Here is a 16,298-nt window from a genome sequence, read left to right as displayed (position 1 = left end):
CGGCGCCTTGCCGTAAACACGCAGAAAAACGCCGACGACGATCGTTTCCGGACCACCGACGAGGTCGGGAACTTCGTCGAGCGGAACGACCGAAACCTTCGGCACATTCATATCAATGCGGCGATTGATGAGCTGCGACAAAGCTGTCGCAGAATTTCCGGCGCCGACATTTCCTATTTCCCGCAGCACATCGAGCTGCACAGGAGAGAGGTCAATAATATCTTCCGTCATAGCTGCACCCTCTAGCATACTGGCATGATCCGATAGAAATATCCTTCTCCTGTCCTGCCGGACAGGAGAAGGTCGTAAAATCTTATTTCATATCTTCCGGCAAATCGACGATTTCATCGAGATTCAGCATGATGATCAGACGCGCATCAATGTTGCCGATGCTGCTGACAAAACGATTGCTCGTGTTGTCGCTGACATCCTTCGCTGCATTGATATCACGTCCGGAAATAGTCAGCACCTCAGTCACGGCATCGACAATCATACCGATGGAAAACTCGCCAATCTTCATGATGACGATGCGCGTTGCCTCCGTGTAGGGAGCATCTTCAAGACCGATGCGGCGCTTGAGGTCAATGACCGGCAGCACACTGCCGCGCAGATTGATGACGCCCTTGATGTAGTCCGGCGCGAAAGGCACGCGTGTGATATCTGTCAAAACTTTGATTTCCTGCACATTGAGGATGTTTACGCCATACTCTTCTTTCAAGAGCTTGAATGCAGCGACCTGAACATCTTCCATAATTGCCTTTTTTTCCTTAGCCATGTCTAAATCCTCCCCCTTACTGCTGCACGACCGTGCCTACATCCAAAATCAAGGCGACACGGCCATCTCCGAGCACAGTCGCTCCAGAGAAGATCTTGAGTCCGGAAAGGAGTTTTCCGAGCGTCTTGATGACGATTTCCTGCTGACCGATGAGATTGTCGACGACAATACCAGCCTTACGCTCACCGACATAAACGACGACGACAAAGATATCGTCATTGTCTTCTTCTTTCGTACGCGGCACTTGGAGTGCGTTACTGAGATTGATGATCGGAATGATTTGACCGCGCAGCACGATAACCGCCTGATTCTGCACCGTCTTGATGTCATCGGGATGAATATTGATCGTACTGTCGATGGAACCGAGCGGAATCGCATACATCTCTTCCTGCACGCGCACGAGAAGCGCCTGGATGATAGCGAGCGTCAGCGGCAGCTTGATCTTGAATACAGAGCCTTCATCGATTTTCGTTTCAACATCGACGTGACCGCCCAAGGATTCGATCTTGCTGCGCACAACGTCCATGCCAACGCCGCGACCGGAGATATCCGTAATTTGCTCCGCCGTTGAAAAACCCGGTGCAAAGATGATGCGTACGGCGTCCGCATCAGACATCGTATCAACCTCATCCTGTGTGTAAATGCCTTTTTCCACAGCCTTGGCACGAATCTTATCGGCATCAATGCCCGCACCGTCGTCCGTGACCATAATGACAACATTGTTTCCTTCATGTCGCGCGATAAGACCAACCTCGCCCGTGCGCGGCTTGCCCTTCTTCTCGCGGTCATCGGGATGTTCGACGCCGTGGTCAAGCGAGTTCCGCAGAAGATGCATCAGCGGATCGCCGATCTCATCGATAACCGTACGGTCAAGTTCGGTTTCCTCACCCTCGACCGTAAGGTTGATGTCCTTGTTGAGTTCTTTTGCGATATCACGAACCATGCGTGGGAAACGGTTGAACACTTGACTGACCGGAACCATGCGAACCTTCATGACGACGTTCTGCAGATCAGTCGTCACTCGATCCATCTGTTCTAAGGTTTCCGTAAGTTCCGGCATACGATTCGTCGTGCCGATCTGCTCAAGGCGCACCTTGTTGATGACAAGCTCACCGACAAGGTTCATGAGATTGTCGAGCTTTTCGATATCGACGCGCACGGACTGGCTCGCATGATGCTTCTTCTCAGCAGCCGGCGCCGGCTTCGCCGGAGCTTTCGCTGCGGGTTTTGCCGCAGGTTTGGCAGCGGGCTTTGCCGCAGGAACCGGTGTCGGCGCAGGTGCAGCAGGCGGCGCTTCAGCGGGAGCAGCGGCAGCCGCAGGCTTTGCAGGAGCCGCTGACGGGGCTGCAAGGTTATCAGGATCGACCTGCTCGATCTTCACTTCTTCAAGTTCGGAGACAGGTGCAAGTGCATCGGATATTGCATGTGCGTCGGAAGTCGTCACAATCACGAGATCGAAATCGTGATCGAACTTCTCCGCTTCCAGATCCTCTGCCGGGGGAACCGATTTGATGACGTCGCCAATCTCTTCGAGGGCATTCATGACCATGTATGTACGCGCTGCTTTCAAAAGGCATGTATCGGCGAGACGGATGTGGATATGGAACACGTCCATGCCGCCCTGCTTCGCAGCCTTCATTGCATCTTTATCGTCCTCCGTGTAGTCCAGCGAGGATATCGACGCAGCTTCTGCAGGCGCCTCAGCAGCTGTCGGAGCCGGCGGTTCTGCGGCATCTGCCGTTGGCTGCGGCTCGCCTTTCGAAATGGACGAGAGTTTTTTCACGAGGTCAGAAACATCAACAAGATCCTCAGGATCGCCATTGCCGACGTTTTCGATCATTTCTTGCAGGGAGTCAAGGCACTTAAAGATCGTCTCAATGATGTCCTCCGTCACCTTGAGCTGATTGTTGCGGATAAGATCAAGAACGTCTTCCATCTCATGTGTAAGCTCAGCGATCTTATTGAACCCCATCGTCGCCGACATACCCTTCAATGTATGCGCGTTACGAAAAATCTCGTTGACGACGGACACCTCGTTCGGGTCATTTTCGAGGCTCAGCAGACCATCGTTCAAGGACTGCAGATGTTCGCGTGACTCGTCCAAAAACATGTCCATGTACTGATTTGTTTCCATTTCAAATCCCCCTGTTTGTTTTCTGCTGCCTCTAGGAACTACCGCTTAGTGCAGCATCACCTCAAAAGGCCCAGCAGCCTGTCAGTTTGCTCCGCAACCTTCGCCAAGAGCCTTGGTACCAGCCAGGCAGCACGCGAATCGCGAATCACTTGCATCATTCTTATATTCTTCGCCGCCACCGTCAAAAATCCTGCTTTTATTTATTCACGACCGGGACTGTCCGGGTGCAGGGCAATTTGACGGCGGAGTTCGCTAAAGACAAAATGGACGATTTTATTCATCGTTCCTCGATTAAGCTCAAGGAAGTGCGCCCCGATCTGCCAGCCGCGATCATTCGACGCAAGAGGCTGACAGCGTACAACGCGCGTCATGACGGACAATGTGCCGATGTTGGGGAAGTTCGTGAACACGATGGCCGCACGGCTGTTGATCTTGACATGGTGCGGCGCGATAAAGGAAACGCCGCCGCCGCTGACATCTGTGGTTCGCAGATTCATCAAGTCGCCCTCGCGACCTTCCGTATTGATAATCCGCACTTGGATGGGCAAACGCACCATTGCACGCACAAAACCGCGGTTCTGGTGACGCTCAACGACCTCGGGCTTCGTGATCTTCCAGACAGGAATCGGATCCCGCGCCTTTCCCCTGAATACAGAAAAAAAGCGGTAACGACACATCTCATCTACAGCAAGTCCATAGAGCTGTTCACCAACTGCCGGTATGACAGGACGACGTTTCTCATCCACAGGCATGGCAACAACCAATCGATCCGAAGTAATATCTTCTATACGGCTCGTATACTTTATATCGTCATCTTCGAGGTAAAACTCAACCCTCTGCCCAATTTTTAACACCTTTGCCGCATTGATCAAATCGCCGGCCATAACAGGCACCTCCCTATCATCGAGTGAAATCAAGAAAATATTGCAGGAATGATTTCCAGCCTTTTTTTACAGGAACTTTCTCCCCGTAGAGAATTGCTCGTGCAATCGCCTTGATACACTTCGCTGCAAGCGAGCTTGGATATGCTTCTAAGATCGGCTTTTGCTGCCGCACGGCTTGGATCATGTTGCGGTCCTCATAAATCGCACCAAGACAGCCGATATCCATGTGCAAGAACCGTTCTGCCGTTTTCTTAAGTTTTTCCGCCACTTCCAGGCTTTCCGCCTCATCGTAAACGCGATTGACGACGAGGCGCATGTTCGGTTTCGCGGCATACATACTGTACGCCTTCATAACGGCATAGGCATCGGTCAGCGCCGTCGGCTCAGGCGTCGTCACGAGAAGCACCTCGTCTGCCGCCAGAATGAAGTCGAGAACATTTCTGCCGATACCTGCCCCCGTATCTATGAGAATGATGTCCGCCATCTCGCCGCAGCCCGTGAGTTTTTCTTCCAGCAGGCTGCGTTCGGCAGGAGTGAATTCTCCTGCCTGCTCCATACCGGAGCCGCCTGAAATGTAGCGAATCCCATACGGTCCCTTGAGGATGACGTCATCAAGCACCACGTCATCATCCAGAAGATGCAGAAGATTGTACTTAGATGATGTTCCCAAGAGGACGTCGACGTTCGCCATGCCAAGGTCGGCATCAATGACAAGCACATTTTTTCCCTCAGCGATGAAAGCGAGCGCAAGATTTACCGTAAGATTTGATTTGCCAACGCCTCCCTTGCCGCTCGTGACGGCGATGATGCGTGCGCCTTCTTTGGGCAGAGGACGCGGCGCAGTCGGTGCGGCAGGCTCTGCACCTGCCGACGCATCCTTGCCGACGTCCGTGGCGGCGGGATCTTTTTTATTTTCTACGAGCTTTCGGAGACTCGCTGCCTGATCCTCCATACATCTACCTCAAAAAAAGTTCTGCAAGCTTTCCCGCCTCCGCCGATACAATGTCGTCCGGAACGCTCTGCCCATTGGTCAGATAGGAGAGCCGCATATCCTTTTTGCACAAAATATTCAAGATAATGCCAAGGCTCTTCGTTTCATCCGTCTTGGTGAAAATCACCTTGTCAGGCTTACATACGGAAAACTTATCCACGATATCTTTCGCGTCCTCATTCTTCGTCGTGGCACTCAAGACGAGGTACTTTTCAATATTGGGATTAACGGCAAGAAAATCCTTGAGCTCCGCCATCTGGCGGCGATTATGCTGACTGCGCCCCGCCGTGTCGATGAGTATAAGCTGCTTCTGTCGGAACTTCTGTATGGCTTCCTTTAGCTCATCCGGCGTATATACGATGGCGATCGGCAGCCCTAAGATGTCGGCATACGTCTTGAGCTGCTCGACTGCTGAAATGCGATAGGTATCTGCCGTGATGAATGCCGTGCTGATGCCTTTTTCCAACACACACTGCGCAGCGATCTTGGCGAGCGTCGTTGTCTTGCCGACCCCTGTCGGACCTAAAAGAGCTGCTATCTTGCGCTTGCGGCTCTTGAGTTCAAGACCGTCTGCCATCTGCATATTGTCGGCGAGATACTTCGTCAGACCTTCAAGGGCAAGCGGCGTATCTTTGTCTGCCAAGATGGTTTCGGCGGGCAGCTGCAGCACGACATCCTCGATGATGTCCGGCTCGACATCCTGCTGTTTCAAGGCTTGCTGCAAAGACATTTCATCTTCCGGCGCCTTTTCCTTGCTGACGACCTGGACGAGCATCGCCTTCATCTGAAGAAGCTCGTTCTGCAAAGCCTCAATCGTTTCTTGTTGACGCTCTGCATCGCCTTTTTCAGGCGGTCTCGCAGCGGATTCCCGCCTTTGGTCTGCATCCTCTTTCGACGCCTGCGCCGCCTTTTCATCCACAGGCTTCGCCTTGGGCGCTACGTCAGCTGCGGATGAAGATGCCGCCGCCTCATCAAGAGTATCCTTTTTCTCCGCAACACGCAGCTTTCTTCGCTTGACAGAGGCAGCCCGTCTGCGCCGCACCTTGCGTACAGGCGGCTCAAGCGATTCGGCTTTTTCTGCGGCAGGAACGAGCGGCAGAAACGATTCCGCCGCCTGTTCCTGCGATGGAAACGCCGGAACAAACGGTTCTTTCCCTGCGACAACAGGCGCTGTCACATCGGGCATCGAATCGTATGCCTGCCGCTTCGCTTCAGCGACCGCCGCTTCCGTTCCTGCCGTCTTATAGCTTTTTGCTGCACTCTGCGAAAGACGCCTCTGCGGTTGGGCTGCAGCGGTCGCCTGCTGTACAGGCATCTGCATCTGCATCTGCATCTGCAAAGGATCTACGGCTGTCGCAACGGATGCAGAAACTGCTCTTGCCTGTCCTTCCTGCGGCACAGCAAGCGGCGTCATTGTCTCTCCCTGCACAGCTCGCGCCGCATGACCCTGCGGCAGCGGCACCGCGCTCTTAGGCGGCTCCTTTGGCGACGCCTCCTGCGCCTGCAGTTCAGCAAGCGTCGGGAGACGTTCTTCGCGTTTCTTGGGTGGGCGGCGCGGCGCCTCGTCGAGAGCCGCCGTCACTTCAAAAATCTCCTTTGCGCCGTACCCAAGGATGCCGCCCTTCTTTATTTTTTTTGTATGCAGGATCACCGCGTCGTCGCCAAGCTCATCCTTCACCTGAGCCATAGCGTCTTTCATCGTGGCAGCCTGGAACACCTTGATGCGCAATTAAGTTCTCACCGTCCCAAGAATCTGAAGTTCGACCGTCTGCTCGATTTCCGCATGGGAAAGAACGACAAGCCCCTGCACGGAACGCTCAACAAGCTGGCGGAAATAGGTTCGCACCGCAGGACTTGTGAGTACGATCGGCTCATAGCCCATATTCGTGAGCTTAGGCAATTCCGCGTTGAGCGATGCCAGGAGACGCTGCATCGTATCTGGATCGAGACTCACATAAGAGCCGTGCTCGGTACGCTGCACGGCGCCCGCTATATGATTTTCCAGCCCGGGATCGAGCGTGATGCAAGGCAAGACATTGTTCTGAACATACTGCTGTGAAATCTGGCGTGCAAGTGCATGGCGCACATACTCGGTGAGGATATCCGTATCCTTCGTCGCACGTCCATAATCGGAAAGCACTTCAAGAACTGTTTCCATATCTCGAATGGAGACGCGTTCTGCCAGAAGATTTGCCAAGACTTTCTGCACCTCACCGACAGCGAGGACTTCAGGCACAACTTCCTCAACGAGAGCTGCATTCGTCTTTTTCAAGTTGTCGAGGAGATTCTGCGTCTCCTGGCGGCCAAGAATCTCCGCCGCATGCGCCTTGATGACCTCCGTCAAATGCGTCGCAAGAACGGAAACAGCGTCAACAACCGTATAGCCGTTGAGCTCTGCCTGCTCACGCTGATCTTCCGAAATCCAAAGCGCGGGGAGTCCGAAAGCCGGCTCCGTTGTTTCGATGCCCGGCACCTCTTCAAAAACCGTGCCCGAATTCATCGCGAGATAGTGATCAAGCATGAGCTCGCCGCGCGTCGCTTCTATGCCCTTGAGCTTGATGATGTAGTTGTTTGGCTTAATCTGAATATTGTCCCGTATGCGTATTGTCGGCACAACAAGACCGAGCTCTAAGGCACACTGCCGACGGATCATGACGATACGCTCCAAAAGATCGCCGCCTTGCCCCGTGTCAACCAGCGGAATCAAGCTGTAGCCGATCTCAAGTTCCATCGGATCAACCTGCAGGAGATTGACAATATTCTCGGGCTTCGTAGCATCCGCTTTCGCCTTGTCTGCTTTCTTCTTTTCGGGGATTTCTTCGACCACTTTTTCCGAACTGCGCAAACGACGCGCCGCGAGGAAGCAAAGAATCGAAAGAGCCGCGAGCGGCAGCCCCGGCATACCCGGAACGATGGCGAGGAAAAAGAGGACGCCGCTGACGATATAGAAAATGCGGCTACGGTTAAAGAGCTGCATCGCTACGTCAAGACCGAGATTGCCTTTGGAAGAAGCCGAACGCGTGACGAGGATACCTGTCGCCGTCGAAATCATCAGAGCCGGAATCTGGCTGACAAGACCTTCGCCGACGGTCAACAGAGTATAGCTTTGCAGCGCCTGCAGTGCCGACATGTTGCGCGTCAGCATACCGATGACAAAACCGCCCGTAATATTGATGATGATGATGATGATAGCAGCTATAGCATCGCCCTTGACAAACTTCGAGGCGCCGTCCATCGCACCATAAAAATCAGCTTCCTGTTGAATCTTTAAGCGCCTTTTGCTCGCTTCCGCATCCGTGATGGCTCCTTGGTTCAGATCAGCATCAATCGCCATCTGCTTGCCCGGCATCGCGTCGAGCGTGAAACGCGCCGAAACTTCTGCGACACGCTCCGCACCCTTCGTGATGACGATGAACTGGATGATGACGAGAATTACGAAAATGATGAAGCCGACGAGCGCATTACCGCCGACGACAAAGTTGCCGAAAGCCATGATGACATCGCCGGCATAGCCGTTCAAGAGGATCAGCCTTGTCGCCGATATATTAAGCGCAAGCCGAAAGAGCGTCGTGACCAAAAGCAACGATGGAAAAACGGAAAAATCCAAAGCTTCCACATTATAAATCGTCACCATGACAATGACGAGTGCAAGCGTGATATTTACGCAAATTAACAAATCAAGAAGAGCCGTAGGCAATGGAATAATCATCATGATGACAATCGTGACGATTGCTACAGCTATGAAGATATCGCTGTATTTCGTTATGAAGCCATTGGAAAGCGTTGGATTTTCTGTCGCCATGCTGTTCTTGCTCCTCTATCCCCAAAAAAACTTCTCTTTAAGCAAATTTTTTCTTCTTCAAACGGTACACATAAGCGAGCACTTCAGCGACCGCTTGGTAAAGCTCGGGCGGCACCGTGCCCCCGACATCCACCGCCGCGTAGAGCGCCCTTGCCAAGGGCTTATTCTCAACGATTGTCACGCGATGCTCACGCGCAATATCCTTGATTTTCTGTGCGACGAGATCCTGCCCCTTGGCAACAACCTCCGGCGCTTTCATCCCCGTTTTATACTTCAAGGCGACAGCATAATGCGTCGGGTTCGTCACGATGACGTCGGCTTCCGGCACTTCCCTCATCATGCGGTTCATCGCCATCTGCTGCTGCTTCTGGCGAATCTTCCCCTTGATCTGCGGATCACCTTCCGTTTGCTTAAACTCTTCCTTAATGTCCTGTTTGCTCATCTTGAGATCCTGTGTCGTCTGCCATTTTTGATAGGCGAAATCCGCCGCTGCCATGACGAAGTAAACGATGATGATCTGGAACACGAGCGAAAAGATGAGATCTCCCATACGCGCCATGCTGCTCTTAAGATCAAGGTATATGAACTCCGGCATGTGCATAATTTCTCCTGACAAATAGATGTAGAGAAATGCACCGATGATCGCAATCTTCAACAGAGATTTCAAAAGCTCGACGACCGAACGCTTCGAGAATATGCGCCCAAAGCCCGTGATCGGATTGAGTTTGTCCAGTTTGAAGGAAAGCGGTTCCGTCGTAAACATAAAACCAACTTGGTAAAAATTAATAGCAAGTCCCATGATGAGGATTGCAACCATCACCGGAAATGCCGTCTTTGCCAAGACGATCATGCCATCGATAATGAGCCGCATAACGGTTTCTGCATCAATCGTCTGATTCATGTGCCCGTAGATATGAATCGTGTACTCTTCGATTTCCGCAAGAATTGTACTGCCGAGTGCGCGCATCACGAAGAATCCCGCCAACAGCACAAACGCGCCGCTGAGTTCCTGACTCCTAGCTACCTGCCCTTTTTGACGTGCATCATTGCGCCGCTTCGCCGTAGGTTCTTCCGTCTTTTCTCCCGCAAAGAGCTGCAGATCAAAAACAAAATCCGGCGGTTCACTATTGTATTGCGTGGAGGGCAGTGGTAATCTGCGCATACGTTTCATTGAACAACACATCCAGAAACAAGACATAAAACGGCATCAGAATCGAAAGAACGAACATGCCAATAACAATTTGAAGAGGCAAACCGACAACGAAGATATTGAGCTGCGGCATCGTTCGCGCCAAGATTCCAAGACCAACATTCGTCAGAAGAATGGAAAATGTTACAGGCATCGCCAGCTTCATGCCCGTTACAAATACGCCGTTGACAAGATTCACAACGAAACCTGCAATCGTCGGAGCAGGCGCCAGCCCCAAAATCGGCACAGACTGAAAACTTTCAAACAATGCTGCAATCAGCATGTGATGCCCATTGACGACGAGAAAAACAATAACCGCCAAATTATAAAGAAAACTTCCGATAAGCGGTATTTGCTGACCGGAAGTCGGGTCCATCACGTTGACCATTGCGAATCCAACCTGCATATCCATGACCTTGCCGGCAAAGTGAATCGCCGAAAACGTCACATACGCCACAAAGCCGATCAGCCAGCCGACAAACAATTCCCCCGCCACTGCCCCTGCATAAAGGAATACATTGCCCGGCGCCGTCACAGAGCCATAGCTGTCTACAACAGGAAACAACACGAAGGAAAAAGCAACGGCAGCTCCTACGCGAATGCGCACAGGAATGTTCAAACTGCCGAAAAAAGGCGCGATGACAAAAAGCCCCGTAATGCGTGTCAAAACGAGCAGATAGACTGCCGCATGCCCTTGAAGCAGGGTGTAGAAATCCACGGGCACATCTCTCCTCGCTATCCGATATAGAGCGGCAGATTCACGAAGATATTCGTGAAATATTCCACGAGGATGCTGAGCATCCACGGCCCAAAGATCAAGATTGCGACAAACACCGCGATGATCTTCGGAATAAAGGCAAGCGTCGCTTCTTGAATGGAAGTAGTCGCTTGGAACACGCTCACGAGAAGACCTACAGCCAGACCGAGACCAAGCATCGGCGCGGAAACTAGGAGCACGATCCAGAGAGCATTCTGCCCAATCTGAATGACAAGATCGCCAGACATCCGCGTTCCTCCTACTTAAAGCTTACAATGAGCGACTTGATCAAAAGATGCCAGCCATCGACCATAACAAAAAGCAGTATCTTAAATGGCAACGAAATCATGACCGGCGGCAGCATCATCATACCCATTGACATCAAAGTACTCGCCACGATCATGTCGATGACGATAAACGGGATATAGATCATGAAGCCGATCTGAAACGCCGTTTTCAATTCACTTATGACAAACGCCGGAATCAAAGTAGCAGTAGAAACATCTGCCTGCGACTGAGGTCTTTCGGCGTCGGATAAATTGACGAAAAGCGCCAAATCTGACTCACGCGTCTGTCGGAACATGAACTCACGCAAGGGAGCCAACGTATTGTCAATCGCCTGCTCCTGTGTGATCTGCCCTGCAAGATACGGCTGGATTCCCTGTTGATTTGCTTCACTCCAATACGGTTGCATGATGTAAAACGTCAAGAACAGGGACAACGCAAGCACCACTTGATTCGGCGGCACATTCTGCGTCGACATAGCGTTTCTGAGAAACCCGATGACGACGACAATGCGTACGAACGACGTTGTCATGACCAAGATCGACGGTACAAGCGAAAGAATCGTCAAGAGCGCCAAAATCTGCAAAGAAGCCGCAACATCCTGCGGATTACTTGCCTCTCCAACACTGACGCTGAGGTTCGGAATCAGAGGCGCTGCCAAAGCCTCCTGCGCTATGAGGAGTACGGAAAAGAACAGTACGCTTCCCAGCAACACTCGCCGCTTCTCCATCAATGGTTCACAACTCCTCTACTTTCGAAACACATCGTTCTTGAACATCGTCGGTATTCTCCTCACCAGTTGATCGAGCGAACCAAACTGTCGCTCGAATCCACCCGTATCAGAAAACGGCAGCGGAGATTCTTCAAGGCTTTTTTTCAAAAGCTGCTCCGCCTCATCTGCATCGTCAATCTCCCCCAAAAGGGTGATGGAATGCTCCGTCACACCGAGAATCAAAAACCTGCCCGCCAACGCAACGACGCATGCTGAACGCCCCGGTCCGAGCGGCAGGTTTTCAAGCACGCGTCCGCCGCGTCCAGACGTCGCACGACCGAATCGCCCGCCCAAAAACTTTGAAACATAGTAAGCGAGTCCCGCGACGAAAAGAAACACGACAACAAGACTTGCCACATAAGCGACGGTTGACCACCAAGAAACACCCGGCGTACCATTCGGCACAGGATCCTGATTCTCGTAGCCCGAAAGATAACTTCCATCACCTGCAGCTATACCGACAGACGGAAACAGGAATACTGTGACAACAAGCAGACCAAGCCAAAGGACGACACCCTTTTTTGTCAGCATCAGCCAAGCGCTTTACGCACAGCCTCAAGGACACGATCTGCCTGGAACGGCTTGACGATAAAGTCCCGCGCCCCCGCTTGAATCGCTTCGATGACCATCGCCTGCTGTCCCATCGCACTGCACATAACGACCTTCGCATTCGGGTCAACCTTCTTGATTTCCTTGACCGCACTGATGCCATCCATTTCCGGCATCGTAATATCCATCGTTACGAGATCAGGTTTAAGCTCCTGGTACTTTTCCAGCGCCTTCATGCCGTTTTCCGCCTCGCCGACAATCTCGTAGCCATTCTTAGACAAGATGTCCTTGACCATCATTCGCATGAACGCCGCATCATCCACCACTAAAACTCTGCTTGCCATAAATTATCTCTCCTCACTGAATTCTATGTCTGCTCTTAATACGCAGATGCCCACATACAGTTGCGCAGGCATTCCCTAAGCAGCTTGAAACCGCAAAGGCAACCCCTCATGTAAAACGCATCGCACAATCTATTGTATATGAATCGACCGAAAATGTCCAGCAAGACGCATATTATTGCAACTGCTGCGCCCTTTCTGCGGGACTTACAATATCTGTGATACGAACGCCGAAGTTCTCGTCAATGACGACAACCTCTCCCTTCGCCAAGAACTTCCCGTTGACCATGATATCTACAGGCTCGCCTGCCAATTTATCAAGTTCAACGATGGAGCCGTTCGTAAGCTCAAGAATATCCTTAATCGTCTTTCTTGTGCGACCAAGCTCCACAGTTACCTGAAGCAGTACATCAAGTATCAGCCCGATGTTCGCATCGTTCACCTGTACGGGAGCCGTAGAAAGCGGTGCAAACATCGCCGGCTGTACGGGCACATTCGACGCCACATGCGGAGACGGCGGCGCACCGTAGCCCGGAGCAGCCCCCATCATAGGCGCTGCCGGTGGCGGAGCCGCTGCTGCCGGTGCCGGAGCAGGTGCTGCCGGTGCTGGCGTTGGTACTGGCATTGGCTCTTCCTCCTCTGCTTCATTACTCAAGAGATACCCTACCATTTCCTGAGCCACAGGAATCGGCAGAATCTGCATGATCTCACTGTCGATCAGACCATCAACTTCCATGCGGAACGAGATCTTCGCGATAGGATCATCCGCAGAAACAATCTCCGTAACCTTATCTTCTGAACCGAGATCAATCATATTGACCTTTGGCGGCGAGATGTCGATCTTCTTGTTAAACATCGTCGACAGCGATGTAGCCACCGACCCCATCATCTGATTCATCGACTCGCCGACAGCGCTCATATGAATTTCATTGAGCTCCTGCGTCGGATTCGTTCCGTCGCCGCCCATCATGAGGTCGGCGATGATGGATGCATCCTGCGCTTGAATCGCTAACACATTGTTGCCGTCAATGCCGACGGTATAGCCTACCTCGACGATGAGATACGGCATCGGATACTGATCTTTGATGGAACTCAGCGTATCCACCGATACCGTAGGCGTCGTGATCGAAACCTTATGCCCTAAGAGCACCGAGAGCGTAGTCGCTGCGCTCCCCATAGAAATGTTGCCTATTTCCCCGAGCGCATCGCGCTCAATATCCGTCAGAGCATCCCCTCCCTGAGATGGAGAATTGTCTGCGGGCGCCGGGGTCTCCGCCGGGGCGTCGGCTTCTGTCGAGCTGTCGCCGCCGCCGTTTAATAACGCATCAATTTCCTCTTGCGAAATTAAATCATCACTCATCCGTATCTTCATCCCCTTCAAAGGTTACTTGTGTGATCTGGACTGCCGACCGTTTGCCCTGTGTGCCGGGTCGGCAAAGGAACTTAGGTTTTTGCCCGACAAGAATTTTCAACTCATCCTTGACCTTCGTATCAAGCTGCAGCACATCGCCGAAGCCCAAGGTCAAAAACTCGCGAATCGTCATATCAATCGTGCCAAGTTCCACAATCAAAGGAATTGGCGATTTATGAATCTTCTTTTCAAGCGCACGAATCTTATCCGGGTTGTTGTCCTTCGCGACGGAAGCCGCCACCCAGAAAGAGGTCGAGAGCTTCGACATGATAGGCTCTAAGACAAGATACGGCACGCAGAGAGTCATAAACCCTTCGACCTCACCGATCTTGACCTGTACGGTAACGATGATGACCATGTCGCTCGGCGGCACGATCTGTACGAAACCGGGGTTTGCCTCAATCGCCTCAAGCACCGGATTGACCTCGATCACATTCGACCAAGATTCCTTGAAAAACTCGCTTGCCTTGGCAATGAACTTGCGCATGACCGCTTCCTCAATCTCCGTGAGGATGCGCGGCTTCAGCGAATTTTCTCCCAACCCGCCGAAAACACGGTCGATATAAGCAAACGCGATACCTGTGTTGACCTCCATGATGATGTTGCCCTTCAAAGGCGGCAGCGCCATGACGCCGATCACACTCGGGTTGCTCAAAGACTGCAGGAATTCTTGGTACGTGAGCTGCTCCACCGAAACGACTTCCACATTGACCATCGTCCGCAAATGGGTAGATAGGTGAGTGTTCAAGAGACGCGCAAAGTTCTCGTAGAGCATATTCAGCGTGCGGATCTGATCTTTCGAGAACTTGTCCGGCCGCTTGAAGTCGTATGTCTTGACTTTTCTCTCTTCCTCTTCCGCCTGTACTTCCTCAGCAGAAACTTCGCCGGTCGACAGCGCGGAAAGAAGTTTGTCTATCTCATTTTGTGACAAGACATCTTCTGCCAATCTTCCTCCTCCTTTCTCCCTTGCTCTGATGGCTCATCACTGCATGAGGAAGCTCGTGATATAGACCTCATACACCGATCCCTCGCCCAAAGCCTTGTTCAAGCTGTCACGAAGGGTTGTTTTCAGTTCATCCTGCTTGCCTGCGTCAAGTTCTTCAACCTTCAGCGAGCGCAGAGTCTGGAGCGTCACATCCATGATCTTCGTCTCTGCCGGCGCCAACAACTTGCCGTCAGCAATGTTATCCTTCTTGCCGGGATTCATCTCCAAGACAATGCTCGCCTTCAAGAAGCGTCCCGCCTTGAGACCACCGACATTGACAAGGATGCCGTCCTTAGGATCCCCCAGCTTGATGAACACGCCGGGATCGTGGTTCAGCCGCGAAGGTCCGCCGCCATCACCGGTACTGTTCGCCATCATTTGCTGCGTGATGAAAAAGGAAATACCACCCGCTGCCAACAAAGCCACGATGACTATGACAACAATCAGGATGATCGGGGATTTTTTGCCCGGCTCCGGAGCAATGGCTTGCCCTTCTTTTTCTTCCGCCATAAAACTTCCTCCTCCTAACTCTTCTCTCTATCATAAAATCATCCGAGAAAGCCCGGAATCACAAACGATGTTTAGCGCGGCGGTACTCCATGACGCGCTCCACAATCTCTTCCATTGATTCTTCAACGATGAGTTTCTTGCCATTTGTCAGAGTGACGACCGTATCGGGCGTCTCTTCCACTGTTTCTATTATTTCGGCGTTGAGGACGAATTCCCCTTTTTTATGTGCCTCCGACTTGAATTTTGTCAGTTTAATCATTCGCCCATCCTTTCGCCTTGGAATAAGTGCGGGATAGGAGAGGGGCTGCGCCCCTCCTGCCTATCTTTATCAGAGCCAAGTTGATACTGTGCATCACAGCTTCTCAGCCCAAGTTGTCATCAGCGCTTCATGTTGATGACGGTTTCAAGCATCTCATCGCCAACCGTAATGATCTTCGAGTTGGACTGGAACCCCCTCTGCGTCACCACCATATCGGCGAACTCGTTCGCAATATCGACGTTCGACATTTCAAGCGATGCCGGCGTCAACGTCACGCCGAGCGCATTGACCGTCTTGATGTTCGCCGTCCCCGAGTTGTTCGACTCGGCGTAGAGATTCCCACCCGTCTTCGTAAGACCCGACGCGTTGTCAAACTGCGCGACAGCCACCTGCGCTAAAGCGCGCTTGATGCCGTTCGTATAGGTGCCGGTCAAAACGCCGCTCTGGTCGGCATTGATCTCCTTCAGCGTCCCCGCCGCATTGCCGTCATAATCTGCCTTGATCGTATCGCTGCCGCTATACTGCGTAAGGTTCTTGAGATTAACCGTCACGTTCATCGTATTGACTGCTGTAGCTCCTGTCATAGAACCTGCGCCATTCTCTAGGCTTAGCGTCGGATTACCAGACCCTTCCAGATACTTGCCATTTTGGTCA

At 52.2% G+C, this 16,298-nt stretch carries 18 protein-coding genes; all 18 read right to left on the bottom strand.

The genetic code is table 11. From position 1 onward, the window contains the following. Positions 1-231 (bottom strand): chemotaxis protein CheC (locus ACTTKG_RS04225; protein ID WP_442673007.1); only part of this gene is annotated, 231 nt, incomplete at its 3' end. An 82-nt stretch (positions 232-313) separates the two neighbouring features. Then, positions 314-775, bottom strand: a complete 462-nt coding sequence (locus ACTTKG_RS04220) for a chemotaxis protein CheW (protein ID WP_442673006.1) — start codon at positions 773-775, stop codon at positions 314-316. A gap of 16 nt (positions 776-791) precedes the next feature. Next, positions 792-2,909, bottom strand: a complete 2,118-nt coding sequence (locus ACTTKG_RS04215) for a chemotaxis protein CheA (RefSeq protein WP_442673005.1) — start codon at positions 2,907-2,909, stop codon at positions 792-794. 200 nt (positions 2,910-3,109) lie between these two features. After that, complete coding sequence (locus ACTTKG_RS04210) at positions 3,110-3,793, bottom strand: flagellar brake protein (RefSeq protein ID WP_442673004.1); 684 nt, start codon at positions 3,791-3,793, stop codon at positions 3,110-3,112. A 16-nt stretch (positions 3,794-3,809) separates the two neighbouring features. Next, positions 3,810-4,745 (bottom strand): MinD/ParA family protein, encoded by a 936-nt coding sequence (locus ACTTKG_RS04205; protein ID WP_442673003.1) that lies wholly within the window; start codon positions 4,743-4,745, stop codon positions 3,810-3,812. 4 nt (positions 4,746-4,749) lie between these two features. Then, positions 4,750-6,513, bottom strand: coding sequence for a flagellar biosynthesis protein FlhF (flhF, locus tag ACTTKG_RS04200; RefSeq protein WP_442673002.1), 1,764 nt, complete (start codon positions 6,511-6,513; stop codon positions 4,750-4,752). Beyond that, positions 6,514-8,586: a flagellar biosynthesis protein FlhA gene (flhA, locus tag ACTTKG_RS04195; protein WP_442673001.1), complete on the bottom strand. Its 2,073-nt coding sequence runs from the start codon at positions 8,584-8,586 to the stop codon at positions 6,514-6,516. It lies immediately after the preceding gene. A gap of 37 nt (positions 8,587-8,623) precedes the next feature. After that, positions 8,624-9,757 carry a flagellar biosynthesis protein FlhB gene (flhB, locus tag ACTTKG_RS04190; protein WP_442673000.1) on the bottom strand — a complete coding sequence of 378 codons (1,134 nt, stop codon included), beginning with the start codon at positions 9,755-9,757 and terminating at the stop codon, positions 8,624-8,626. After that, complete coding sequence (gene fliR / locus ACTTKG_RS04185; RefSeq protein WP_442672999.1) at positions 9,711-10,493, bottom strand: flagellar biosynthetic protein FliR; 783 nt, start codon at positions 10,491-10,493, stop codon at positions 9,711-9,713. The genes flhB and fliR overlap by 47 nt, the downstream gene beginning before the upstream one ends. Positions 10,494-10,510: 17 nt before the next feature. Next, positions 10,511-10,780: a flagellar biosynthesis protein FliQ gene (fliQ, locus tag ACTTKG_RS04180; RefSeq protein ID WP_314626671.1), complete on the bottom strand. Its 270-nt coding sequence runs from the start codon at positions 10,778-10,780 to the stop codon at positions 10,511-10,513. A gap of 11 nt (positions 10,781-10,791) precedes the next feature. Beyond that, a complete protein-coding gene (gene fliP, locus ACTTKG_RS04175; protein ID WP_442672998.1) occupies positions 10,792-11,547 on the bottom strand; it encodes a flagellar type III secretion system pore protein FliP in 756 nt (251 codons plus the stop codon). A gap of 18 nt (positions 11,548-11,565) precedes the next feature. After that, on the bottom strand, positions 11,566-12,120 hold the full coding sequence (gene fliO, locus ACTTKG_RS04170; RefSeq protein WP_442672997.1) for a flagellar biosynthetic protein FliO: 555 nt from the start codon (positions 12,118-12,120) through the stop codon (positions 11,566-11,568). Further along, positions 12,120-12,482: a response regulator gene (locus tag ACTTKG_RS04165; RefSeq protein WP_006191318.1), complete on the bottom strand. Its 363-nt coding sequence runs from the start codon at positions 12,480-12,482 to the stop codon at positions 12,120-12,122. Before ACTTKG_RS04165 ends, fliO begins: the two co-directional genes overlap by 1 nt. A gap of 172 nt (positions 12,483-12,654) precedes the next feature. Then, positions 12,655-13,839 carry a flagellar motor switch phosphatase FliY gene (gene fliY / locus ACTTKG_RS04160; RefSeq protein WP_442672996.1) on the bottom strand — a complete coding sequence of 395 codons (1,185 nt, stop codon included), beginning with the start codon at positions 13,837-13,839 and terminating at the stop codon, positions 12,655-12,657. Continuing rightward, positions 13,832-14,836, bottom strand: coding sequence for a flagellar motor switch protein FliM (gene fliM, locus ACTTKG_RS04155; protein ID WP_442672995.1), 1,005 nt, complete (start codon positions 14,834-14,836; stop codon positions 13,832-13,834). The genes fliY and fliM overlap by 8 nt, the downstream gene beginning before the upstream one ends. A gap of 36 nt (positions 14,837-14,872) precedes the next feature. Next, entirely contained in the window at positions 14,873-15,385 is a 513-nt protein-coding gene (locus ACTTKG_RS04150; RefSeq protein ID WP_442672994.1) for a flagellar basal body-associated FliL family protein, read from the bottom strand. A 58-nt stretch (positions 15,386-15,443) separates the two neighbouring features. Then, positions 15,444-15,644: a flagellar FlbD family protein gene (locus ACTTKG_RS04145; protein WP_442672993.1), complete on the bottom strand. Its 201-nt coding sequence runs from the start codon at positions 15,642-15,644 to the stop codon at positions 15,444-15,446. Positions 15,645-15,763: 119 nt separating this feature from the next. After that, the coding region (locus tag ACTTKG_RS04140) for a flagellar hook-basal body complex protein (RefSeq protein WP_442672992.1) at positions 15,764-16,298 on the bottom strand (535 nt) is incomplete at its 5' end.

Source organism: Selenomonas sp., from assembly GCF_052169755.1.
Classification (GTDB): Bacteria; Bacillota; Negativicutes; order Selenomonadales; family Selenomonadaceae; genus Selenomonas.
The sequence above is the reverse complement of the archived record's forward strand: the minus strand, read 5'-3'. Positions and strand labels throughout refer to the sequence as shown.

Bases quoted from the DNA above. Each gene is read 5' to 3' on its own strand.
- ACTTKG_RS04220 (WP_442673006.1), bottom strand. From the start codon at position 775: ATGGCTAAGGAAAAAAAGGCAATTATGGAAGATGTTCAGGTCGCTGCA.
- ACTTKG_RS04215 (WP_442673005.1), bottom strand. From the start codon at position 2,909: ATGGAAACAAATCAGTACATGGACATGTTTTTGGACGAGTCACGCGAA.
- ACTTKG_RS04210 (WP_442673004.1), bottom strand. From the start codon at position 3,793: ATGGCCGGCGATTTGATCAATGCGGCAAAGGTGTTAAAAATTGGGCAG.
- ACTTKG_RS04205 (WP_442673003.1), bottom strand. From the start codon at position 4,745: ATGGAGGATCAGGCAGCGAGTCTCCGAAAGCTCGTAGAAAATAAAAAA.
- flhA (WP_442673001.1), bottom strand. From the start codon at position 8,586: ATGGCGACAGAAAATCCAACGCTTTCCAATGGCTTCATAACGAAATAC.
- flhB (WP_442673000.1), bottom strand. From the start codon at position 9,757: ATGAAACGTATGCGCAGATTACCACTGCCCTCCACGCAATACAATAGT.
- fliQ (WP_314626671.1), bottom strand. From the start codon at position 10,780: ATGTCTGGCGATCTTGTCATTCAGATTGGGCAGAATGCTCTCTGGATC.
- fliP (WP_442672998.1), bottom strand. From the start codon at position 11,547: ATGGAGAAGCGGCGAGTGTTGCTGGGAAGCGTACTGTTCTTTTCCGTA.
- fliO (WP_442672997.1), bottom strand. From the start codon at position 12,120: ATGCTGACAAAAAAGGGTGTCGTCCTTTGGCTTGGTCTGCTTGTTGTC.
- ACTTKG_RS04165 (WP_006191318.1), bottom strand. From the start codon at position 12,482: ATGGCAAGCAGAGTTTTAGTGGTGGATGATGCGGCGTTCATGCGAATG.
- fliY (WP_442672996.1), bottom strand. From the start codon at position 13,839: ATGAGTGATGATTTAATTTCGCAAGAGGAAATTGATGCGTTATTAAAC.
- ACTTKG_RS04150 (WP_442672994.1), bottom strand. From the start codon at position 15,385: ATGGCGGAAGAAAAAGAAGGGCAAGCCATTGCTCCGGAGCCGGGCAAA.
- ACTTKG_RS04145 (WP_442672993.1), bottom strand. From the start codon at position 15,644: ATGATTAAACTGACAAAATTCAAGTCGGAGGCACATAAAAAAGGGGAA.